Source organism: Caballeronia sp. KNU42 (genome assembly GCF_053760385.1).
Genome location: NZ_CM132388.1, coordinates 1,824,757 through 1,846,599, shown reverse-complemented (window position 1 = coordinate 1,846,599; position 21,843 = coordinate 1,824,757). Strand labels below are relative to the sequence as shown.

18 protein-coding genes and 1 other RNA gene are annotated in these 21,843 nt (G+C 60.0%); 14 read left to right on the top strand and 5 right to left on the bottom strand.

Annotated elements, in window-relative coordinates:
- Positions 1 to 104: 104 nt before the first annotated feature.
- The 5 genes from ACSOSP_RS08280 to ompA form a co-directional block, all read right to left on the bottom strand.
- Positions 105 to 1,316 carry a tyrosine-type recombinase/integrase gene (locus tag ACSOSP_RS08280; RefSeq protein ID WP_455310542.1) on the bottom strand — a complete coding sequence of 404 codons (1,212 nt, stop codon included), beginning with the start codon at positions 1,314 to 1,316 and terminating at the stop codon, positions 105 to 107.
- Positions 1,317 to 1,512: 196 nt separating this feature from the next.
- Positions 1,513 to 1,881: a transfer-messenger RNA gene (ssrA, locus tag ACSOSP_RS08275) on the bottom strand.
- Positions 1,882 to 1,952: 71 nt separating this feature from the next.
- On the bottom strand, positions 1,953 to 2,669 hold the full coding sequence (gene gph, locus ACSOSP_RS08270; protein WP_455310893.1) for a phosphoglycolate phosphatase: 717 nt from the start codon (positions 2,667 to 2,669) through the stop codon (positions 1,953 to 1,955).
- Between the two features lie 77 nt (positions 2,670 to 2,746).
- Entirely contained in the window at positions 2,747 to 3,445 is a 699-nt protein-coding gene (gene ubiG / locus ACSOSP_RS08265; RefSeq protein WP_455310541.1) for a bifunctional 2-polyprenyl-6-hydroxyphenol methylase/3-demethylubiquinol 3-O-methyltransferase UbiG, read from the bottom strand.
- A 195-nt stretch (positions 3,446 to 3,640) separates the two neighbouring features.
- Entirely contained in the window at positions 3,641 to 4,294 is a 654-nt protein-coding gene (ompA, locus tag ACSOSP_RS08260; RefSeq protein WP_031361056.1) for an outer membrane protein OmpA, read from the bottom strand.
- Between the two features lie 731 nt (positions 4,295 to 5,025).
- On the opposite strand from ompA, the gene gyrA reads away from it, so the two are divergent.
- The 14 genes from gyrA (at position 5,026) to rfaE1 (ending at position 21,800) form a co-directional block, all read left to right on the top strand.
- Positions 5,026 to 7,731, top strand: coding sequence for a DNA gyrase subunit A (gene gyrA / locus ACSOSP_RS08255; protein ID WP_455310539.1), 2,706 nt, complete (start codon positions 5,026 to 5,028; stop codon positions 7,729 to 7,731).
- A gap of 117 nt (positions 7,732 to 7,848) precedes the next feature.
- Positions 7,849 to 8,451, top strand: coding sequence for a DUF2059 domain-containing protein (locus ACSOSP_RS08250; protein ID WP_089163319.1), 603 nt, complete (start codon positions 7,849 to 7,851; stop codon positions 8,449 to 8,451).
- Between the two features lie 192 nt (positions 8,452 to 8,643).
- Positions 8,644 to 9,726, top strand: a complete 1,083-nt coding sequence (gene serC, locus ACSOSP_RS08245; protein ID WP_455310538.1) for a 3-phosphoserine/phosphohydroxythreonine transaminase — start codon at positions 8,644 to 8,646, stop codon at positions 9,724 to 9,726.
- Between the two features lie 66 nt (positions 9,727 to 9,792).
- Positions 9,793 to 10,875 carry a prephenate dehydratase gene (gene pheA, locus ACSOSP_RS08240; RefSeq protein WP_455310537.1) on the top strand — a complete coding sequence of 361 codons (1,083 nt, stop codon included), beginning with the start codon at positions 9,793 to 9,795 and terminating at the stop codon, positions 10,873 to 10,875.
- A gap of 31 nt (positions 10,876 to 10,906) precedes the next feature.
- The gene (hisC, locus tag ACSOSP_RS08235; RefSeq protein ID WP_455310536.1) at positions 10,907 to 12,022 is read left to right on the top strand and encodes a histidinol-phosphate transaminase; all 1,116 of its coding nucleotides are present in this window, start codon (positions 10,907 to 10,909) and stop codon (positions 12,020 to 12,022) included.
- A 93-nt stretch (positions 12,023 to 12,115) separates the two neighbouring features.
- A complete protein-coding gene (locus ACSOSP_RS08230) occupies positions 12,116 to 13,039 on the top strand; it encodes a prephenate dehydrogenase (RefSeq protein ID WP_455310535.1) in 924 nt (307 codons plus the stop codon).
- A 16-nt stretch (positions 13,040 to 13,055) separates the two neighbouring features.
- Positions 13,056 to 14,360 (top strand): 3-phosphoshikimate 1-carboxyvinyltransferase, encoded by a 1,305-nt coding sequence (gene aroA, locus ACSOSP_RS08225; RefSeq protein ID WP_455310533.1) that lies wholly within the window; start codon positions 13,056 to 13,058, stop codon positions 14,358 to 14,360.
- Positions 14,361 to 14,436: 76 nt separating this feature from the next.
- Positions 14,437 to 15,117 (top strand): (d)CMP kinase, encoded by a 681-nt coding sequence (gene cmk / locus ACSOSP_RS08220; RefSeq protein ID WP_455310531.1) that lies wholly within the window; start codon positions 14,437 to 14,439, stop codon positions 15,115 to 15,117.
- A 173-nt stretch (positions 15,118 to 15,290) separates the two neighbouring features.
- The gene (rpsA, locus tag ACSOSP_RS08215) at positions 15,291 to 17,006 is read left to right on the top strand and encodes a 30S ribosomal protein S1 (protein ID WP_031361047.1); all 1,716 of its coding nucleotides are present in this window, start codon (positions 15,291 to 15,293) and stop codon (positions 17,004 to 17,006) included.
- Positions 17,007 to 17,026: 20 nt separating this feature from the next.
- Entirely contained in the window at positions 17,027 to 17,374 is a 348-nt protein-coding gene (locus ACSOSP_RS08210; protein WP_455310529.1) for an integration host factor subunit beta, read from the top strand.
- A 368-nt stretch (positions 17,375 to 17,742) separates the two neighbouring features.
- Positions 17,743 to 18,036 carry a LapA family protein gene (locus ACSOSP_RS08205; protein ID WP_455310528.1) on the top strand — a complete coding sequence of 98 codons (294 nt, stop codon included), beginning with the start codon at positions 17,743 to 17,745 and terminating at the stop codon, positions 18,034 to 18,036.
- Between the two features lie 91 nt (positions 18,037 to 18,127).
- Entirely contained in the window at positions 18,128 to 19,303 is a 1,176-nt protein-coding gene (gene lapB / locus ACSOSP_RS08200) for a lipopolysaccharide assembly protein LapB (protein WP_455310526.1), read from the top strand.
- A gap of 138 nt (positions 19,304 to 19,441) precedes the next feature.
- Positions 19,442 to 20,833 (top strand): UDP-glucose dehydrogenase family protein, encoded by a 1,392-nt coding sequence (locus tag ACSOSP_RS08195; protein WP_455310524.1) that lies wholly within the window; start codon positions 19,442 to 19,444, stop codon positions 20,831 to 20,833.
- A complete protein-coding gene (gene rfaE1 / locus ACSOSP_RS08190) occupies positions 20,811 to 21,800 on the top strand; it encodes a D-glycero-beta-D-manno-heptose-7-phosphate kinase (RefSeq protein ID WP_455310522.1) in 990 nt (329 codons plus the stop codon). Before ACSOSP_RS08195 ends, rfaE1 begins: the two co-directional genes overlap by 23 nt.
- The last annotated feature ends 43 nt before the right edge of the window (positions 21,801 to 21,843 follow it).

The window sequence follows — 21,843 nt, the reverse complement described above, 5'->3', positions numbered from 1 at the left end:
TTGTTCGCTGATGTTTTGGGGGATTTTGGGTGCTACAGATTTACTAAAGCAGCGAGCAGAAGCCTTCTCTCATAAGGACTTCGTCTATCATTGCACTCTCTTAACTACGAAGTGATGCGCAATCCGTCCAGATAGTCAGACCACTGCTGCATTAGATCGTGGCGCTCGTTGAGCCACTCCGTTCGGTTGTAAGCGCGTCCGTGGGTGTCGCGAACCTCGTGTGAAAGTTGCATCTCGACTATCTCGTCGCGAATTCCAAGTTTCTCAACAGCCAGTGTGCGAGCCGTTGCGCGCCAACCGTGGGGCGTAGCGATGCTGGAATCAATTCCCATCCGCCGGAATGCGGCGCCGATTGCCATATCGCTCATGGGACGGGCTTTCCCTCGCATGCTGGGGAAAACGTAGCGGCCTTGGCCGGTCAAAAGCTTGAGGTCTTGAAGGATTACGATGGCTTGGGTGGACAGCGGCACCAAGTGATCCGGTCCAAACTGTTTGCCGTTTTTCCTCCGTTTCATCCGGCTGGCCGGCACGGTCCAAAGTCGACCTTCGAAATCGAATTCGGTCCATTCGGCGAGTCGCAGCTCACCTGGTCGCTGAAAGAAGAGTGGTGCGAGCTTTAGTGCAGCACCGACAGTAGGTGTGCCGCTGTACCCGTAGATCTCACGCAGGAAGTCGGCAAGCGGCTCAGGTTTGGTAATGGCAGCATGGTGCCGCGTCGGTGCCGATGGGATAGCACCTCGGAGGTCAGCTGAGGGATCGCGAAGGGCGCGGGCGGTGACAACCGCATATCGCATGATCTGCCCGATGAGTGAGCGTACGCGATGTGCCGTTTCAAGCGTACCTTTACGCTCGATTCGCTGCAGCACATCGAGTATCGAAGGAGTGTCGAGGTCCATCGTTGGACGTTTGCCGATGTACGGAAACACATGCATTTCCAGGCGCCTCAAATTCCGGATCGCGTGCGATTCGGAAAGGTTGTCCGAAAATTTCGCGTGCCATTCGCGTGCAACGGCCTCGAACGAATTTTCCGCATTCGTAAATTGTGTTCGTTTCTCCGCCTTGCGTGCTTCGCCGGGGTCGACGCCGGCCGCAAGTTTTTTCTTCGCCGCCTCTCGCTTCTCACGCGCCTCTTTAAGCGTTACCCCGGGATACACACCGAGCGCAAGCAACTTCTCCTTGCCGGCATACCGATACTTCAACCGCCAATAGCGCGCGCCATTCGGCCGCACCTCCAAAAACATACCGCCCCCATCGAACAGCTTATAAAGCGTTTCGCGTGCCGCGCTTTTGCGAATCTCTGTATCTGTAAGTGCCATACGGTGTGCCGTCTGCTCATAATTTTTTGTTCTGGGGGTACAAGTCCAAACCGACACATGGGGTACCCCCGGAAGTACCCCCAACTACCCCCGGATTCGGCAGGACAATTATAAACGACTTCGGAAATGAAAAACCCCGCTGAGCCTTATGGCACGCGGGGTTTTAGATGATCCGGTACTTGTCCGGATTGGCTATTGGTGGAGGCGGCGGGAATCGAACCCGCGTCCAGTAGCGCTCTACGACCAGTTCTACATACTTAGTTCTATCATTTGATTTAACCTGGCGACGCGGACGAACACGCTTCGCTTCGGCGATTCACTAAATTTTCGACCTTGGCGTCGTGACGCCGACAAGGCTTATCTGACGTATATGACCTCTCGCGGTATTGCTACCGGTCTTGCGACTCTAGTCCGTCAGTAAACTAGGGAGAGGCAGGCGGCCCTTAGGCTGCCAGTGCGAACGTTTCGTCGTTTGCAGTTACGTTTTTCCCATTGATTTACGAGGTGACGGGTCCTCGGTATGCCCTAGCCGCTTCGCAACCCCTGTCGAAACCAGGTCGCCCCCGAAGCATTGATCATTATCTCACAGTTTCGTCGGGGATTTGGCAGGTGAGCCTACCCCGAATATCGGAGCAATCACTGCACATCGCGCAGCAGATGCTGCAATTCGATTGTCGTTTCCACCACGTGATCAGCATGCCACCGGGTGGGCGGCAGGTCCGTCCCGCAGTACCCGTAGGCCGCCGCCACGGTGACCATGCCGGCGGCGAAACCCGCCTGCACGTCGCGCAGGTCGTCACCCACGTACACCACACGCTCAGGCGCCTCTTCCATCAATTCAGCGGCATGCAGCAACGGCGCCGGATGCGGCTTCGAATGCGGGGTGGTATCGCCGCAAACAAGACAGGCTGCGCGCTCAGCCAGTCCAAGCAGCGCCACCAGCGGCTCGGCCAGCCGCGTTGCCTTGTTCGTCACGATGCCCCAGCGCACGCCGCGTGCATCGAGCTGATTGAGCAATTCATCGATGCCCGGAAACAGCGTCGTCTCAATGCACAAATCCGCTTCATAGTTGGCGAGAAATTCTTCGCGCATGGACGCGTAATCGGGATGCTCCGGCCCGATCTCGAACGCCCCTGCAAGCAACCCGCGCGCACCCGCCGATGCCAACGGCCGCAACGTCTCGAGCGGCCGCATTTCCAGCCCCCGGTCGTGCCGCATCTTGTTGACCGCGGCGACGAGGTCGGGCGCGGTGTCGGCGATGGTGCCGTCGAGATCAAACAAAACCGCGTGGCAGAGCTTGAGCCGGGTCTTGTCGATCTGATGCTGGGGCAAGGGCGTCGGGTCGTCGCTCATGAAAGTCCGTACAGGTTCGATGACGCTCGGAGGCGTAGGGTCGGCATCACTTGGGCGATCGCTCATGTCTGTTCCCGTCAGGCCACGCGGCGGCAAGCCATCAGATAGTTGATGCTTGAGTCATCGGAGAGGCTGAAGCGCTTGCTCAGCGGCCGATACGTAATCCCCTTGATCTCGACGATATCAAGTTGCGCAGAACGCACGTACTGCGCAAGTTCTGACGGCTTGATGAAGCGCGCGTAATCGTGCGTGCCGCGCGGCAACATACGCGCAATGTACTCCGCGCCGATCACCGCGAACAAATACGCCTTCGCATTGCGGTTGAGCGTGGAGAAAAACACCCAGCCACCGGGTTTGACGAGCGTGGCGCACGCCTGGACGATGCCCGCCGGATCCGGCACGTGCTCGAGCATCTCCATGCAGGTCACCACGTCGTAGGTGCCGGGTTCCCGCGCCGCCAGCGCCTCGGCCGCGATCTCTTCGTATTCGACCTCGACGCCGCTCTCCAGGCTATGCAAGTCGGCCACGCCCAGCGCTCTTGATGACAAATCCACGCCTTTCACCTTGGCGCCTCGCACGGCCATCGATTCAGACAGGATGCCGCCGCCGCAACCGATATCCAGCGCGCGCTTGCCCGGCAGATGCGCAAGCGCGTCGATCCAGTCGAGCCGCACCGGATTGAGTTCGTGCAATGGCTTGAACTCCGCATTCGGGTCCCACCAACGATGAGCCAGCTCGCTGAATTTTTGAAGCTCGTGGGGATCGGCATTGATCATGTGCGGATAGCCTTGAAACATAAGGTCAGGAACGGTCAAGCACCAAGTATATAGGCGGTGGCGAGAGCCGGTGAAACGCGGCGCGAGCCCAGGCTGGTCGAGCAGGGGGACGCTCCGGGCGTGCAGCAAGACGCGCGGTACATAAAAAAAGCCCCGCCGAAGCGGGGCTTTGATCCTGCGGCAATCAGTCGCGAATTACTGCGCTTGACGCGAGGTTCCAACAACTTCGACTTCCACGCGACGATCCGGTGCGAGGCAGGCGATAAGTTGCTTGCGGTTCTTCTGGTTGCAACCCGTGGTGACCGGGTTACGCTTGCCCTTGCCTTCCGTATAGATACGGTTGGCTTCGATGCCCTTGCTGACCAAGTATGCCTTGACAGCTTGTGCACGGCGCAGGGACAGACGATCGTTGTACTTGTCCGAACCGATGCGGTCCGTGTAACCCGTTGCGACCACGACTTCCAGGTTCAGGTCGCCAATCTTCGATGCGAGATCGTCAAGCTTTTCCTTGCCGCCTGGCTTCAGGATGGCCTTGTCGAAGTCGAACAGAGCGTCAGCTTGGTACGTAACCTTTTGGCTTTGGATAACCGGAGCCGGTGCCGGTGCGACCGGCGGCTGCGGTGCCTGGGCTACCAGCGCGCCATCGCACTTTGCGTTGGCCGTTGCCGGGGTCCAGAACGCGTCACGCCAGCAAAGCTCGTTCGTGCCGTTCATCCACACGTATTCGCCCGTGCCGTTCACCCAGTTGTCGTTCACAGCCTGGCGCGAAGCCGGGACCGATTGCGCCATCGCCGATGCAGCCATAACTGCGGTAGCTGCAATGAACGCGAGCTTTGAAAGTTTATTCATATTTCTCCTCTCGAAATTGAGATTACCGCAGGTTTACTGCGAGCCTTGTTGACGAAGACAAGTCATACATTGCTCGAAGTATAACATTACCGCGGAACAAAACGCTGTGTGTAGACTTCGAGCAGTGTCTAACTTTGTGCGTTCGCATTTTGCCATATCGTTCCCTTGCAACGATAAAAATATCCTTGGCCCCCCAACGCCCGCAACCTTATGTGGTGCATGCGCAACAAGACGGGGCAAGGATTTGCAGGGTTTGATACGTGCCGAACCTGCGCACAATGCGTGCCACCCCGGAACTTTTTCCAAAAACATCAATACATTCTTTTCGACGGTTTTTCGCGCGTTAAGTGGCGGCGTCAAAACCCGTGACGGCGAATGATAGCGGGTTAGTCTGACGTTTTCACTTTGTTCTATGTGGCAATTTGTAAGCTTTCGCTACCGTTTGCTCAACAGGCCCGCGTCATGCTGGTCACTGGCCCGCGCGGATCGTTGCTATTCCCGCGTCGCCACGGTCGCGCTGGTATGTCCCTGAATTTCCCGATCCGCTGCGTTCCGACTCTATGCCGACTCTATGTATACGCGGCGGTCCCGGGAGCGGATGTCGCGCATGTTAGAATCGCGTGATGCGTTGCTTTCGCAATGCCGATGCTAAACGACGGTGAATCCGGGTAAAACGCCGCAAAAGAGGCTTTTATTCCGCGCCGGCGCCGCACAGTTCAAGACACGGATAAATGGATCAATTCGCCAAAGAGACCCTGCCAATCTCCCTCGAGGAGGAAATGCGCCGCTCATATCTCGATTACGCGATGAGCGTGATCGTGGGGCGAGCGCTCCCCGATGTCCGCGACGGCCTCAAGCCAGTCCACCGTCGCGCGCTGTATTCTATGCACGAACTGAATAACGACTGGAATCGTGCCTATAAGAAGTCGGCGCGTATCGTGGGCGATGTCATCGGTAAATATCACCCGCACGGCGACCAGTCGGTCTACGACACCATCGTCCGGATGGCGCAGCCGTTTTCGTTGCGCTACATGCTGGTCGACGGCCAGGGCAATTTCGGTTCGGTCGACGGCGACAACGCCGCCGCCATGCGATACACCGAAATCCGCATGGCGAAGATCGGCCATGAGCTGCTGGCGGATATCGACAAGGAAACGGTCGACTTCGGTCCGAACTACGACGGCAGCGAAAGCGAGCCGCTGGTGTTGCCGGCACGCATCCCCAATCTTCTGATCAACGGCTCGGCCGGCATTGCTGTCGGCATGGCGACGAACATTCCGCCGCATAACCTGCGCGAAATCGTCGATGCCTGCATGCATCTGCTGAATAACCCCGACACGACCATCGACGAACTGATGGAAATCGTGCCGGGACCGGATTTCCCTACGTACGGCGTGATTTATGGTGTGTCGGGCGTACGGGACGGCTATCGAACGGGTCGCGGACGCGTCGTGATGCGCGCGACCACGCACTTCGAAGAGATCGACCGCGGCCAGCGGATGGCGATCATCGTCGACGAAATCCCGTATCAGGTGAACAAGCGCACGCTGCTCGAGCGCATTGCCGAGCTGGTGAACGAGAAGAAGATCGAAGGCATCTCGGACATCCGCGACGAATCCGACAAGAGCGGCATGCGCGTGGTGGTCGAGCTGAAGCGCGGCGAAGTGCCGGAAGTGGTGCTGAACAATCTGTACAAGATGACGCAGCTTCAGGACACGTTCGGCATCAACATGGTCGCGCTGGTCGACGGCCAGCCGCGTTTGCTGAACCTGAAGCAGATGCTGGAGTGTTTCCTGTCGCATCGGCGGGAAGTGCTGACGCGGCGCACTGTATACGAACTGCGCAAGGCGCGGGATCGTGGCCACGTGCTGGAAGGGCTGGCGGTGGCGCTGGCGAATATCGACGAATTCATCCGCATCATCAAGGCAGCGCCGACCCCGCCGATCGCGAAGCAGGACTTGATGAACAACGCCTGGGACTCGGAAATCGTGCGCGAAATGCTGTCGCGTGCCGAAACCGAGGAGTCGGGCGGGCGCCAGGCGTATCGGCCGGAAGGCTTGAATCCCGCGTACGGCATGCAAGCCGATGGCTTGTACAAGCTGTCCGACGTCCAGGCGCAGGAAATTCTGCAAATGCGCCTGCAACGCCTGACCGGGCTCGAGCAGGACAAGATTGTCGGCGAGTACAAGGAAGTGATGGCGCAAATCGCCGACTTGCTCGACATCCTGGCGCGTCCGGCGCGGATTCGCGCGATCATCGTCGATGAACTGGCGTCGATTCGCGCCGAATTCGGCGACGACCGCCGTTCGCGCATCGAACTGAACGCGACCGAACTGAATACCGAAGACCTGATCACGCCGCAGGAAATGGTCGTGACCATGTCGCACACCGGTTACGTTAAGTCGCAGCCGCTGTCCGAATATCGTGCGCAAAAGCGTGGCGGCCGCGGCAAGCAGGCCACGCAGATGAAGGAAGACGACTGGATCGACACGCTCTTCATCGCTAATACGCACGACCACATGCTGTGTTTCTCGAACCGTGGCCGTGTTTACTGGATCAAGGTCTACGAAGTACCGCAGGGCTCGCGCAATTCGCGCGGCCGGCCGATCGTGAACATGTTCCCGCTGCAGGACGGCGAGAAGATCAACGTCGTGCTGCCGATCAAGGAATTCTCCGCCGATAAATACGTTTTTATGGCCACTTCACTGGGTACGGTCAAGAAAACGCCACTTGAAGCCTTCAGCCGGCCGCTGCGCAAGGGCATTATTGCGGTTGGCCTGGACGACGGCGATTTCCTGATCGGCGCGGCGATTACCGATGGCCAGCATGACGTAATGCTGTTCTCGGATTCGGGCAAGGCAGTGCGTTTCGACGAAAACGACGTGCGTGCAATGGGCCGCGAAGCCCGTGGCGTGCGCGGCATGCAACTGGAAGAAGGGCAGCAGGTCATCGCGTTGCTGGTCGCCGGCGGTGAAAACCAGTCGGTGCTGACCGCGACCGAGAACGGCTTCGGCAAGCGTACGCCGATCGACGAATACACCCGTCACGGCCGTGGCACGAAGGGAATGATCGCTATCCAGACGTCTGAACGTAACGGCAAGGTGGTTGCCGCAACGCTCGTCGAGCCGGAAAGCGAGATCATGCTGATCACCAATACCGGCGTGCTGATCCGCACGCGGGTGTCGGAGATCCGTGAAATGGGCCGTGCAACCCAAGGTGTTACACTCATCAGTCTTGACGACGGCACCAAGCTGTCCGGCTTGCAGCATATCGCCGAGGCGGAAGTCGCAGTCGAACTCGACGCCGATCTGGAAGGTGAAGCGGGCGAGGCAAACGATGCCGGCGAACCTTCGGCCAGCGCTGCGGCGGATGATTCGACCGATGCAGGCGACACGCCGGACGACACGTCGGAAGGCGATGAGGACAGCACGTCCTGACCCAGTGTTCGCCACCGCGCCTGTTCTGTTTCTGAAAGCTTGAATGGATAAGCTGCGCGACTTGAGCAAATGCCGAGTCGCGCTGCGATGAAAGTAAAATTTTTTAAGGGAGTAATGATGCAAAAACAGTTTAAACAATGGATGTTGCTGGCTGCTTTGGTACCGGCTTTCGCATCGGCTCAATCGCTCCAGAGCCAAGCGACGACGCCGGCTGCAGACGCAGCCACAGCGGCACCGGATCCGGCGAAGCAAGCTGCGATCAAGGACCTGCTGGACGCAATCGACGCGCAAAAGCTCGTCGGCGCCATTGGTAACAGCGCACAAATGCAGTCGAAGCAACTGGTTCCGGCCATCCTGTCCGACGCGTTGAGCGAAAACAAGACGATGAACGACAAGCAGAAGCAAGCTGCCGTTCCTCAGCTCCAGAAGGACACGGTACCGAAGCTGGTGGACTCCGCCGGTCAGGTCTTCGCGACCGACTCGTTCCGTCAGGACGCCATGCAGGCTCAGTACGACGCGTACGCGAAGTACTACACGACGGCTGAAATCAAGGACCTGACGACGTTCTACAAGAGCCCGACGGGTCGCAAGTTCATCCAGGTTCAGGACCAGGTCGGTCGTGACGTGGTGAACGGTCTGATGCAGAAATACATGCCGCAATCGATCAAGGCCACCCGCACGCAAGCGGACAAGGAAGTGGCTGCCGTCAAGCCGAAGTAAGTCAAGGCTGCCAAAGCCCGCCATCGCCGCCCATGCGGCTGTAGTTTGGCGGGTTTTCGGGACGGTGCGATAATGGCTGTTTGCGTTCAGACGCAAACAGCCATTTGTTTTTCGTGGCGAGATTCGGGCTTTATTCAACTTTTCTCGCTGGCGTTCTCTTTATTGCGTCCGGTTTTTCGGGGTGTTTATCAGATGCGCGTCTTCAATTTCTCCGCTGGTCCTGCAGCAATGCCCGAAGAAGTACTCCGTCAAGCCGCCGACGAAATGCTCGATTGGCATGGCAGCGGCATGAGCGTGATGGAAATGAGTCATCGTGGAGCCGAGTTCATGTCCATCCATGAAGCTGCGCTCACCGATCTCCGCGATCTGCTGAAAGTCCCCGCGTCGCACAGGATCCTGTTCCTGCAGGGCGGCGGCATAGGCGAGAACGCGATCGTCCCGCTGAACATGCTCGGGGCACGTAAAACCGCGGACTTCGTTGTGACGGGCTCGTGGTCGCAGAAGTCCTTCAAGGAAGCGCAGAAGTACGGCACGCCGCACATCGCCGCGAACGGCAAGACGGAGCAGGGGTTCACGCACGCACCGAAGGTCGGCGAATGGCGCCTTTCCGACGATCCGGCCTACGTCCATATCTGCACGAACGAAACGATCGACGGCGTCGAGACCTTTGAGATTCCCGATCTCGGTTCGGTGCCGCTGGTCGCCGACGCGTCGTCGCACATTCTTTCCCGCCCGATGGACATCGCGAAATACGGCGTGTTGTTTGGCGGCGCGCAGAAGAACATCGGCATGGCGGGCGTCACCGTCGTGATCGTGCGTGAGGATCTGCTTGATCGTGCGCTGGCTATCTGCCCGTCGGCGTTCGAATGGAAGACGGTCGCCGCGAACAATTCCATGTACAACACGCCGCCTACCTACGCCATCTATATTGCCGGACTGGTGTTCCAGTGGCTGAAGAAGCAGGGTGGGCTGGAAGCCATGGAAGCGCGCAGCATCGAAAAGTCGACGCTGCTGTACGACACCATCGACGCCAGCAGTTTCTATCTGAATAAAGTCGAGCGCCAGTCGCGCTCGAGGATGAACGTACCGTTTTTTCTCGCCGACGAATCCCGTAACGAAGCATTCCTGGCCGGCGCAAAAGCGCGCGGCCTGCTGCAGCTGAAAGGCCACAAGTCGGTCGGCGGCATGCGCGCGTCCATCTATAACGCGGTGCCGCTCGAAGCGGTGAAGACGCTCGTCGAGTATATGAAGGAATTCGAGCGGGCCAGTGCCTGAAATCGCGCCTGGCCTCCCATCCGATACTTGGGTACCCAAGCCGGATCGACTCATCTCAACCAACGCATGGACGACGACCTTAATTCACGACTCATCCCGCTGCGCGAGCGCATCGATGCGCTCGACGCGCAGCTCATCGCGCTTCTGAACCAGCGCGCCGCCGTGGCGCTTGAAGTGGGCGAGGTGAAGAAGCATTTCAACGCGCCGGTGTTTCGCCCCGAACGCGAGTTGCAGGTCATTGCGCGCCTCCAGGAAATGAGCGAAGGGCCGCTTGCCGATGATCACATCAGCTCGATCTGGCGCGAGATCATGGCCGCGAGCCGCGCGCTTGAACAGACGCTGCGCGCGGCGTATCTCGGTCCGGTCGGGACCTACAGCGAGCAGGCGATGCTCGAGTATTTCGGACATTCGATCGAAGGCGTGCCGTGTCCTTCCATCGATGAAGTGTTTCGCTCGGTTGAAGCCGGCGCTGCCGAATTTGGTGTGGTGCCGGTTGAGAACTCCGCGGAAGGCGCGGTCTCGCGAACGCTCGATCTATTGCTGCAAACATCGCTTGTGATCAGCGGCGAACTGGCTTTGCCGATTCATCACAATCTGTTGACGGTGTCCGGCAGCCTGAATGGCGTCACGCGCGTGTTCGCGCATCCGCAAGCGCTCGCGCAATGCCAGCATTGGCTGACGGCGAATGCGCCCACGCTTGCGCGTCAGGCGGTATCGAGCAATGCGGAAGCGGCGCGGCTCGCGGTGGGCGATCCGACTATTGCGGCTATCGCAGGGGACCGTGCTGCCACACATTACGGACTCGGCGTGGTGAGCGCGCTGATCCAGGATGACCCGCACAACCGCACGCGCTTCGTGATGATCGGCAAGGAGCGCACGGGCGTGAGCGGCCACGACCAGACGTCGCTGATCGTGTCGGTGGCGAACGAGCCAGGCGCGTTGCTGAAATTGCTGGAACCGCTGGCGCGTCACGGGGTATCGATGACCCGTTTCGAGTCGCGTCCCGCGCGCGTGGGCACGTGGGAGTACTACTTTTATATCGACGTGGAAGGACATCGCGACGACGCGCCGGTCGCCGCCGCGCTGCACGAACTGGGCGAAAAAGCCGAGTTCCTGAAGATCCTCGGCTCGTACCCGCGCGATCGCTGAGTTGAGCCCCTTAAAAACCGTTGGAGAAGACATGACATCGCAATTCGGCCCTTCCTACGTGCGCGCGATCGCGCCTTACATTGCTGGCAAACCGATCTCGGAAGTGGCGCGTGAATTCGGACTGAACGAAGCGGACATCGTGAAGCTCGCGTCGAATGAAAATCCGCTCGGCATGCCTGAGTCCGCGAAGCTCGCGATGGCGCAAGCGATCGAGGAGCTCGGCCGATATCCGGATTCGAACGGTTTCGACCTGAAGGCCGCGTTGAGCGAGCGCTACGGCGTGCCGCCGGAATGGATCACGCTCGGTAACGGCAGCAACGACATCCTCGAAATTGCGGCGCACGCGTTCGTCGAAAAGGGTCAGTCGATTGTCTATGCGCAATACTCGTTCGCGGTCTATGCGCTCGCCACACAAGGTCTGGGCGCGCGTGCGATCGTCGTGCCGGCCGTGAAGTACGGTCACGATCTCGAAGCGATGCTCGCAGCCATCGCCGACGACACGCGTCTCGTGTTCGTCGCGAATCCGAACAATCCGACGGGTACGTTTATCGATGGCCGGACGCTTGAAGCGTTTATCGCACGCGTGCCGCGTCACGTGGCGATCGTGCTGGACGAGGCGTACACGGAATACCTGTCGAAGGACAAGCGCTACGATTCCATCGAATGGGTGCGCCGTTATCCGAATCTGCTTGTGTCGCGGACGTTTTCAAAGGCGTTCGGACTGGCCGGACTGCGTGTGGGTTTCGCGATTGCGCAGCCGGAACAAACCGATCTGCTGAATCGCCTGCGCCAGCCGTTCAACGTGAATTCGATGGCGCAAGCCGCCGCGATCGCCGCGTTGAAGGACACCGCATTTCTGACGAAGAGCGCCGAGATCAACGCGGCGGGTTATCGCCGGCTGACAGAAGCCTTCGACAAACTCGGCCTGGAATACGTCCCGTCCGATGGCAACTTCGTGATGGTGCGCGTGGGTAATGACGACGCCGCCGGGCAGCGTGTGAATCTCGCGTTGCTCAAGCAGGGCGTGATCGTGCGCCCGGTCGCCAACTACGGTTTGTTGCCGTGGCTGCGTGTCACGATCGGCTTGCCGGAAGAGAACGACGCGTTTATCGCGGCGCTCGAAAAGTCGTTGGCTGCCACTGCTTGATTGTTTCTGTTTCGCCCGTGCTTTTCAAAAAAAGCACGGGTTGGTTCGATTGCTCACCCCTCGCGCCGAAAGGCGCGTTTTCATCGATGTCTCGTGGCCGCATTCTCTTTCAATAAAATCGTCATTTTTGGTGTCGGCCTGATCGGCGGATCACTCGCGCGCGCCTTGCGTGAACGCGCTGGCGCGACGGGTGAAGTCGTGGGCGTCGGACGCTCGATGAAGTCCGTGGAGCGCGCGCTGGAACTCGGCTTGATCGATTCGGCCGTGCTTCTCGACGACGACCGTGCGCTCGAACTCGCGCTGCGTGACGCCGACTTCGTGCTGATCGCCGCGCCGGTCGCGCAAACCGAGCCGCTGCTGCGGCGGATTGCGCCGTTTCTCGACGCGCGCACTATCGTGACCGATGCAGGCAGCACAAAAAATGACGTTGTCTCGGCTGCACGTGCAGCGTTGGGCGACCGTGTTGCGCAGTTTGTGCCGGGGCATCCAATCGCCGGCCGGGAATCGAGTGGACCGGACGCCGCCATACCCGATCTCTATGTTGATCGGAACGTCGTGCTGTGCCCGTTGCCGGAGAACCCGGCGGACGCGGTGGAGCGTGTCGCTGCGATGTGGCTCGCGACCGGTGCCAACGTGCATCGAATGACGGCTGAGCAGCACGACAGCGTGTTTGCATCGGTGAGCCATTTGCCGCACGTGTTGTCGTTCGCGCTCGTCGAGATGATTCTGCAAGCGCCTGACGCCGCGCTCAAATTCTCATTCGCTGCCGGTGGTTTCCGCGATTTCACGCGGATCGCGGCGTCTAGTCCGGAAATGTGGCGCGACGTGTGCATCGCGAACCGGGCGGCGCTGCTGACCGAAATCGATACCTATACCAACGTGCTGGCGCGTTTTCGCCAGGCCATCGACACGTCCGACGGCGCCGCGCTCGAAACTGCCTTCGAACGCTCGCGCACCGCGCGGAGCGAGTGGCAACAAGGCGGCGCGATCAAAGCCGCCGATGAATCCGCACAATAGCTAACTGGACTTAATCATGGAACACCTCGATCTCGGACCTTTTTCGCGTGCGTCCGGCACGGTCCGGCTGCCCGGATCGAAGAGCATTTCTAACCGTGTCCTGCTGCTCGCCTCGCTGGCTGAGGGCGAAACGGTGATCACGAACCTGCTCGATTCCGACGATACCCGCGTGATGCTCGCGGCGCTCAATACGTTGGGCGTCGAGGTGAACAACGATGGCGAGCGCTGTGTCGTGAAAGGCACCGGCGGGCGCTTTCCGGTGAAATCGGCGGAGCTTTTTCTTGGCAATGCCGGTACGGCAGTACGTCCGCTCACGGCCGCGCTCGCGTTGAACGGCGGTGAATATCGCGTGCATGGCGTGCCGCGCATGCATGAACGGCCGATCGGCGATCTCGTCGATGGCCTGCGACAGATTGGCGCGAAGATCGATTACGAAGCGAACGATGGTTTCCCGCCGCTGCGGATTCACCCCGCTGACATTGCCGTCGACCAGCCGATCCGCGTGCGTGGCGATGTCTCCAGCCAGTTCCTGACCGCGTTGCTGATGAGCTTGCCGATGGCGCAGAACACGCGCGGCCCGATTGTGGTGGAAGTGGACGGTGAGCTGATTTCGAAACCGTATATCGACATCACGATCAAGCTGATGGAGCGTTTCGGGATGACCGTCGAACGCGACGGCTGGAAGAGCTTTACGCTGCCGGCCGGCGCGCGCTACGCGTCGCCGGGAACGATTGCGGTAGAAGGCGACGCGTCGTCGGCGTCGTATCTCCTCGCGGCCGGTGCGCTGGGCGGCGGTCCGCTGCGCGTGGAAGGCGTGGGCCGCGCGAGCATCCAGGGCGACGTGAATTTCGCCGATGCGCTGATCCGCATGGGCGCGAACGTCATGCTGGGCGACGACTGGATCGAAGTGCGCGGCGTGGAATCCGACGACGGCAAGCTGATGGCCATCGACATGGATTTCAACCTGATCCCCGATGCCGCGATGACCATTGCCGTGGCCGCGCTGTTCGCGACCGGCACGACTACGCTGCGCAATATTGCGAGCTGGCGCGTGAAGGAGACGGACCGGATTGCCGCGATGGCGACCGAGTTGCGCAAGGTCGGCGCGACGATCGAGGAGGGCCCGGATTACCTCGTGGTGACGCCGCCGGCCGCATTGACGCCGAATGCGGCTATTGATACCTACGACGACCATCGCATGGCGATGTGTTTTTCGCTCGTGAGCTTGGGCGGCGTGCCGGTGCGTATCAACGACCCGAAATGTGTCGCCAAGACCTTCCCGGATTATTTCGAGCAGTTCGCCAAGCTCGCGAAGGCCTGATGACCATGACCAATACACATACAGCAATGCAAGCCTCGACACCGCGCGCAGCCGCCCGCCGATCCGGACGTCTCCGATGAAACCCACTCGTCCCTTTCACCAGACTCCGGTTATCACCATCGACGGCCCGACGGCTTCGGGCAAAGGCACCGTCGCCGCGTCAGTCGCCGCCACGCTAGGCTTCCATTTACTCGATAGCGGCGCGCTATACCGGCTCACCGCGCTCGCGAGCGCGCGCTACAACATCGAACCTGAGGACGGCGACGCGCTCGCCGAACTCGTCGCGGAACTCCACATCACGTTCCGGGAGGGCTGTGCGCAGCTGGACGGCGTGGATGTATCAACAGAAATTCGTGCCGAGGAAATCGGCAATCGCGCCTCGGCGATCGCCGTTCACGGCCAGGTTAGGACCGCGCTGATTGCGCGCCAGCGGGCGTTCCGCAAGCCGCCGGGGCTGGTTGCCGATGGCCGCGACATGGGCACCGTTATTTTTCCCGATGCAACGCTCAAGGTGTTTCTCACGGCCAGCGATGAAGCGCGGGCGGCGCGGCGGCATAAGCAATTGATACAAAAAGGCTTTTCTGCTAATATGGAAGACTTGCTGCGAGATTTGCGCGAGCGGGACGCACGGGACAGCAACCGTGTAGCCGCGCCGCTCAAGCCCGCAGTGGACGCGAAGACGCTGGACACCTCCGGGTTATCCATCGACCAGGCGGTCGATCAGATCATCGGTTGGTTTAATGCGGTTCCTGCGTAGATAGTAGGAAATTGTTGGAAAAAGCCGACATTTTGAAGGCTTTGCTTTGGAGCTCCATGAGAAACATGGAGCGTGTTTAAACCCCTCAACCCCGTGTAGCGTTCGCCTTTTTTGTCATCGGCCCGAACAGTTCGGGCAGGCATTGCGAAGCAGCTGCGCAACTATAGATTTTTATGTCCGACCTGCAAACATCTACCCCGATTACCGAATCTTTTGCGGCTCTGTTCGAAGAGTCGTTGACCAAGCAGGACATGCGTGCGGGTGAAGTTATTTCCGCCGAAGTCGTGCGCGTCGACCACAATTTCGTGGTTGTCAACGCAGGTCTCAAGTCCGAAGCCTACATTCCGCTCGAAGAATTCCTGAACGACGCGGGCGAGGTAGAAGTGCAGGCGGGCGACTTTGTTTCAGTGGCTATCGACGCCCTGGAAAACGGTTATGGCGACACCATCCTGTCGCGCGACAAGGCGAAGCGTCTGGCTTCGTGGCTGTCGCTGGAAAAAGCGCTCGACAACAACGAACTCGTGACCGGCACGATCACGGGCAAGGTCAAGGGCGGCATGACCGTCATGGTCAACGGCATCCGCGCGTTCCTGCCGGGTTCGCTGGTTGACACGCGTCCGGTCAAGGACACGACCCCGTACGAAGGCAAGACCCTCGAATTCCGCGTGATCAAGCTTGACCGCAAGCGTAACAACGTCGTGTTGTCGCGCCGCGCCGTGATCGAAGCTACCCAAGGCGAAGAGCGCGCAAAGCTGCTCGAAACGCTGAAGGAAGGCGCGATCGTGGAAGGCGTGGTCAAGAACATCACGGACTACGGCGCTTTCGTGGACTTGGGCGGTATCGACGGCCTGTTGCACATCACGGACATCGCTTGGCGTCGTGTGCGTCACCCGAGCGAAGTGCTGTCGGTTGGCCAGGAAGTTACCGCGAAGATCCTCAAGTTTGACCAAGAGAAGAACCGCGTATCGCTCGGTATCAAGCAACTCGGCGACGATCCGTGGGAAGGCATTTCCCGCCGTTACCCGTCGGGCACGCGCCTGTTCGGTAAGGTCACGAACATCACCGACTACGGCGCATTCGTCGAAGTGGAATCGGGCATCGAAGGCCTGGTCCACGTGTCGGAAATGGACTGGACGAACAAGAACGTTGCTCCGTCGAAGGTTGTGCAACTCGGTGACGAAGTCGAAGTCATGGTTCTCGAAATCGACGAAGACCGCCGCCGTATCAGCCTCGGCATGAAGCAGTGCAAGCCGAACCCGTGGGACGACTTCAGCCGCAACTTCAAGAAGGGCGACAAGCTGGAAGGCGCTATCAAGTCGATCACCGACTTCGGCGTGTTCATCGGTTTGCCGGGCGGCATCGACGGTCTGGTTCACCTCTCGGACCTGTCGTGGAGCGAAACGGGCGAAGAAGCGGTTCGCAAGTACAAGAAGGGCGACGAAGTCCAGGCTATCGTTCTGGGCATCGATGTCGAGAAGGAACGCATCTCGCTGGGTATCAAGCAGCTCGAAGGCGATCCGTTCAGCAACTTCGTGGCAATGAACGACAAGGGCGCGACGGTTGACGGCGTGGTCAAGTCGGTTGACGCGAAGGGCGCAGTCGTGACGTTGACGGCGGACGTGGAAGGTTATCTCCGCGCGTCGGAAATCGCTCAGGACCGCGTGGAAGATGCTCGCAACGTGCTGAAGGAAGGCGACAAGGTCAACGCGATGATCATCAACATCGATCGCAAGTCGCGTGGCATCAACCTGTCGATCAAGGCCAAGGATTCGGCTGAGCAACAGGAAGCTATCCGTGGTCTGGCTTCGGCTGACTCGAGCACGGCTGCAACCGGCACGACGAACCTTGGCGCGCTGTTGAAGGCCAAGCTCGACGGCCAGAACGGCTAAGCCGCAGGTATTGCTGCAGCATGACCAAATCGGAATTGGTCGCCCAACTGGCGCTGCGATTTCCGCAACTTGTTCTTAAAGATGCGGATTTCGCGGTGAAGACGATGCTCGATGCAATGTCGGACGCTTTGGCCAACGGCCATCGCATCGAAATTCGCGGCTTCGGCAGTTTCGGCCTCAATCGTCGTCCGTCGCGCGTTGGACGCAATCCCAAGTCGGGTGAGAAGGTGCTGGTACCGGAGAAATTCGTGCCTCACTTCAAGCCAGGCAAGGAGTTGCGCGAACGGGTAGATGGCCGTGCGGGCGAGCCGCTGAAGCAGTCGAATGAAGCGGATAGCGAGGACATTGACGAAGACGACGATATTTGACTCGGCGTCCGGATCTATCCCGCCTCGCGCCGCAGTCTGCCAGAGGCAAATGACCGGAAAAAGCACCCGCAAGGGTGCTTTTTTTATGCCCCGGCCGAATGCGCGCTAACCTCGTTACCGTTGCGCACGGTTGTTCGTCATTGTTATTTTTCGCGTTACCGTGCAGCGGTAAACTGCCGCAAACGCCCTGCTGATCGGCCTAACGTCCAAGCCGTTGCGCATTGCCTCATACGCTTCAATTACAATACCGGACGCCAACGACCAAGGGCAGCGTGGCCCGCGCATTGCGTCCTCCGTGGATATCGGTTAATACCCGCCGCCCGCGTTGTCTCCTGCGTCGTTCCGCTATTGCCGTCAAAGAGACCCTTATGAAATTTTTTGTCTGGCTGATCCGTGTACTGGTTTTCGTGCTCCTGCTCGTGCTGGCGTTGGCCAATACGCAAAGTGCGACGCTCAATTTTCTCGCTGGCTACTTCTGGCAGGCACCGCTGATCCTGATCGGGCTGGCGTTTTTTATCGTCGGCCTGGTTGCCGGGCTGCTGTCGTCGCTGCCATCGTTGTTTCGCCTGCGGATGGAAAATGCCCGGCTCAAACGCGAACTGCGCGTGGCGCGCGATGTCCCCGTCGTGCCGATGGAACCGCCTATGCCGCCACTGATCTGACGGGCCATGCGCTGACCAGCCCCGTGCCAGCGCGGCCGCGTGCCTGCTTCCGGCACTTCGCTCAGGCCCTTAACCCTTTTCAAGAATTCGCATGGATCTAGACTTCTGGTGGCTGCTTGTCATTCCGGTCGCGTTCGCTCTCGGCTGGATGGCATCACGCTATGACCTGAAAACGCTGCTGTCCGAAAACGCGAATCTGCCGCGCTCGTATTTTCGCGGCCTCAATTTCCTGCTGAACGAGCAACACGACAAGGCCATCGACGCCTTTATCGAAGTTGCGAAACTCGATCCTGAAACCATCGAATTGCACTTTGCGCTCGGTAATCTGTTTCGCCGCCGCGGTGAGACAGACAGGGCGATTCGCGTGCATCAGAACCTGCTTGGCCGCGCCGATCTGCCGGTCGCCGAACGCGATCACGCGCTGTTCGAACTCGGCCAGGATTTCCTGAAGGCGGGTCTGCTGGATCGCGCCGAGGAAACGTTCCGGTCGCTCGAAACGGGCGAATATGCACTCGGCGCGCAACGGGCGTTGCTGACCATCTACGAGATCGAGAAAGACTGGAACAAGTCGATTGCAACCGCCAGCCGGATCCAGGAAATGGGCGCGGCGACGCTTGAGAAAGAGGTCGCACAGTTCCATTGCGAACTCGCGCAAGAAGCGCTGCAGCGCAAGAATCCGGAAGACGCCCGCGCGGAGCTGAAGCTTGCACTCGCGGCCAATCCCGATAACGTGCGGGCGACCATCCTGGTCGGCGACGTGGATGCCGCCGGCGGCGATCTCGAGGCCGCCATTGCATGCTGGCGTCGTGTGGAAGAACAGAATGCGGCCTATCTGCCACTGGTGGCCGAAAAGCTGGTGCAGGCTTATGAACAACTCGGCCGGACGGCTGAAGGCGTCGACCTGCTGGTTGATTACGTGAATCGCTATCCGTCGAACGATCTGCTCGACGTGGCGTTCAAGCACGTCTCACAATTGCGCGGCATGGACGCAGCCCACGCGCTTGCCCGGCACCAGATGCAGACATCACCGAATGTCGCCGGCATGACGCGGCTGCTGGAAGCGCAGGTGGCTACGGCCGAGGAACCGCGTCGCAGCGAACTCGAACTGATGCGCACGCTCGTCAAACAGCGGACCAAGAACCTGCCGCGCTACACGTGCCAGAATTGCGGTTTCCGCGCGCGTCTTTTTTACTGGCAATGTCCTGGCTGCAGCGGCTGGGAAACCTATGCGCCACGCCGCGTCGAACCGATCACCGCATCCGTCTGAACGCGGCTTGCGTGAGCACGGACCGGCGCGCGGCCCGCGTGGCCCGGCTCATTCAGGATTCGCAAGGTTCGACGCCATAGGACTCCGCGGCTGTTTTAGCCTGATCCAACGACTATCACCGGTCTCTCCGGAACGCTTATGAAAATATCCATCATCGGGACGGGCTACGTCGGACTTGTGACCGGCGCGTGCCTCGCTGAAATTGGCAACGACGTGCTGTGCCTGGACGTCGATGCGCGCAAGATCGAGATCCTCAATAACGGCGGCGTGCCGATCCACGAGCCGGGCTTGCACGAGATACTGACACGTACGCGTGCGGCCGGCCGTATCCGTTTTTCGACCGACATCAAGGAAAGCGTCGAGCACGGCGAGATCCAGTTCATCGCGGTGGGAACGCCGCCTGACGAGGACGGTTCCGCCGACTTGCAGTACGTGCTCGAGGCGGCGCGCAACATCGGGCGATATGCCAACGGCTTCAAGGTGATCGTCGATAAATCGACGGTCCCGGTCGGCACAGCCCAGCACGTGCGCAATGTAGTCGAGCAGGAACTGAAGGCGCGCGGAATCGAACCGACGGGGAAGAACGGCTTTTCGGTTCTATCGAATCCGGAGTTCCTGAAGGAAGGGGCGGCTGTCGATGACTTCATGCGCCCCGACCGCATCGTGCTTGGTGTTGATGACGACGAAGCCGGCCAGATTGCGCGCGAGAAGATCAAGCGTCTTTACACGCCGTTCAACCGCAATCACGATCGCACGCTCTATATGGATGTGCGTTCGGCGGAGTTCACGAAGTACGCGGCGAACGCGATGCTCGCCACGCGGATCTCGTTCATGAACGATTTGTCGAATCTCGCCGACGCCGTGGGTGCGGATATTGAAGCGGTGCGTCGCGGCATAGGTTCGGACCCGCGTATCGGCTATCACTTCCTGTATGCCGGTTGCGGCTACGGTGGTTCGTGTTTCCCGAAGGATGTGCAGGCGTTGGCGCAGACGGCGCGTGAGAACGGACATCGGTTGCGGATTCTCGAAGCCGTGGAAGAAGTGAACGATCTGCAAAAGGAAGTGCTGGTCAGCAAGATCACGAAGCGCATGGGCGAAGACTTGCGCGGCCGCACGTTCGCCGTGTGGGGACTGGCGTTCAAGCCGAATACCGACGACATGCGCGAGGCGTCGAGCCGCCGGCTGATTGGCGCGCTGCTCGAGCGCGGCGCGACGGTGCGCGCGTATGACCCCGTGGCGCTGGCGGAAAGCCGGCGCGTGTTTGCGCTCGATCTCGCCGATAAACCGCAGCAACTCGAACGCCTGCATTTCGTCGATTCACAAAAGGACGCGTTGCCCGGCGCGGACGCCCTCGTGATCGTGACCGAGTGGAAGGAATTCAAGAGCCCGGACTTCGCGCATCTGAAAAGCGAACTCAAGATGCCGGTCATTTTCGACGGCCGCAACCTGTACGAACCTGAAGCGATGGCGGAACTCGGCATCGACTATTTTGCAATAGGACGTCCCCATGTCGAATTCCCTGTCGCCTGACGCAACTGTGCCCGCAGTCGCTGGACACGCTCCCGTCCCACCGGTTCCGCGTGCGCGCATTGCGGCGGCGCGTGTGCTGGTGGTCGGCGACGTGATGCTCGACCGCTATTGGTTCGGCGATGTGAACCGCATTTCTCCGGAAGCGCCGGTGCCGGTCGTGCATGTACAGCGGCAGGAAGACCGGCTTGGCGGCGCCGCGAACGTGGCGCGCAATGCGGCTGCGCTCGGCGCGCAGGCGGGTTTGCTGTGCGTGGTCGGGCATGATGAACCGGGCGAACGTATCGTGGAATTGCTGGGCGAGAGCAGGGTCACCGGGTTCCTCGAACGCGATCCCGCGTTGCTCACGACCATCAAGCTTCGCGTGCTGTCGCGGCAGCAACAACTGCTGCGAGTCGACTTCGAGAATTCGCCGACGCACGAAGTCCTGAGCGCGTGTCTCGCCCGGTTCGAAACGCTCTTGCCGCAACATGATGTGATCCTGATGTCGGATTACGCGAAGGGCGGCCTGACGCATGTGACGCAAATGATCGCGGATGCGAAGCGAGCCGGCAAACCCGTGCTGGTCGACCCGAAGGGCGACGACTGGGACCGGTATCGCGGCGCAACGTTGATCACGCCGAACCGCGCGGAATTGCGCGAAGTGGTTGGGCGCTGGAGCTCGGAAGAAGACCTGCTCGCGCGTGTCACGGCGCTGCGCGAATCGCTCGATCTCAGCGCGTTGCTGCTGACGCGATCGGAAGAGGGCATGACGCTCTTCACCGCTGACCGGGTGATCCACACGCAGGCTGATGCACGCGAAGTGTATGATGTTTCGGGTGCCGGCGACACGGTCATTGCAACCGTTGCAACCATGCTGGGCGCGGGTGTGCCGCTGGTGGACTGCATCGCTTACGCGAACCGTGCAGCTGGAATCGTCGTCGGGAAACTGGGTACGGCAACCGTCGACTACAACGAACTTTTCGCCTGACATTTCGGCTGACCTATCGCCTGATCTATCGCCTGAATAAGCG

What these genes read in the sequence shown, in the direction of transcription:
- ACSOSP_RS08280 (WP_455310542.1), bottom strand. Translation starts at nt 1,316, where the DNA reads ATGGCACTTACAGATACAGAGATTCGCAAAAGCGCGGCACGCGAAACG.
- gph (WP_455310893.1), bottom strand. Translation starts at nt 2,669, where the DNA reads ATGAGCGACGACCCGACGCCCTTGCCCCAGCATCAGATCGACAAGACC.
- ubiG (WP_455310541.1), bottom strand. Translation starts at nt 3,445, where the DNA reads ATGATCAATGCCGATCCCCACGAGCTTCAAAAATTCAGCGAGCTGGCT.
- ompA (WP_031361056.1), bottom strand. Translation starts at nt 4,294, where the DNA reads ATGAATAAACTTTCAAAGCTCGCGTTCATTGCAGCTACCGCAGTTATG.
- gyrA (WP_455310539.1), top strand. Translation starts at nt 5,026, where the DNA reads ATGGATCAATTCGCCAAAGAGACCCTGCCAATCTCCCTCGAGGAGGAA.
- ACSOSP_RS08250 (WP_089163319.1), top strand. Translation starts at nt 7,849, where the DNA reads ATGCAAAAACAGTTTAAACAATGGATGTTGCTGGCTGCTTTGGTACCG.
- serC (WP_455310538.1), top strand. Translation starts at nt 8,644, where the DNA reads ATGCGCGTCTTCAATTTCTCCGCTGGTCCTGCAGCAATGCCCGAAGAA.
- pheA (WP_455310537.1), top strand. Translation starts at nt 9,793, where the DNA reads ATGGACGACGACCTTAATTCACGACTCATCCCGCTGCGCGAGCGCATC.
- hisC (WP_455310536.1), top strand. Translation starts at nt 10,907, where the DNA reads ATGACATCGCAATTCGGCCCTTCCTACGTGCGCGCGATCGCGCCTTAC.
- aroA (WP_455310533.1), top strand. Translation starts at nt 13,056, where the DNA reads ATGGAACACCTCGATCTCGGACCTTTTTCGCGTGCGTCCGGCACGGTC.
- cmk (WP_455310531.1), top strand. Translation starts at nt 14,437, where the DNA reads ATGAAACCCACTCGTCCCTTTCACCAGACTCCGGTTATCACCATCGAC.
- rpsA (WP_031361047.1), top strand. Translation starts at nt 15,291, where the DNA reads ATGTCCGACCTGCAAACATCTACCCCGATTACCGAATCTTTTGCGGCT.
- ACSOSP_RS08210 (WP_455310529.1), top strand. Translation starts at nt 17,027, where the DNA reads ATGACCAAATCGGAATTGGTCGCCCAACTGGCGCTGCGATTTCCGCAA.
- ACSOSP_RS08205 (WP_455310528.1), top strand. Translation starts at nt 17,743, where the DNA reads ATGAAATTTTTTGTCTGGCTGATCCGTGTACTGGTTTTCGTGCTCCTG.
- lapB (WP_455310526.1), top strand. Translation starts at nt 18,128, where the DNA reads ATGGATCTAGACTTCTGGTGGCTGCTTGTCATTCCGGTCGCGTTCGCT.
- ACSOSP_RS08195 (WP_455310524.1), top strand. Translation starts at nt 19,442, where the DNA reads ATGAAAATATCCATCATCGGGACGGGCTACGTCGGACTTGTGACCGGC.
- rfaE1 (WP_455310522.1), top strand. Translation starts at nt 20,811, where the DNA reads ATGTCGAATTCCCTGTCGCCTGACGCAACTGTGCCCGCAGTCGCTGGA.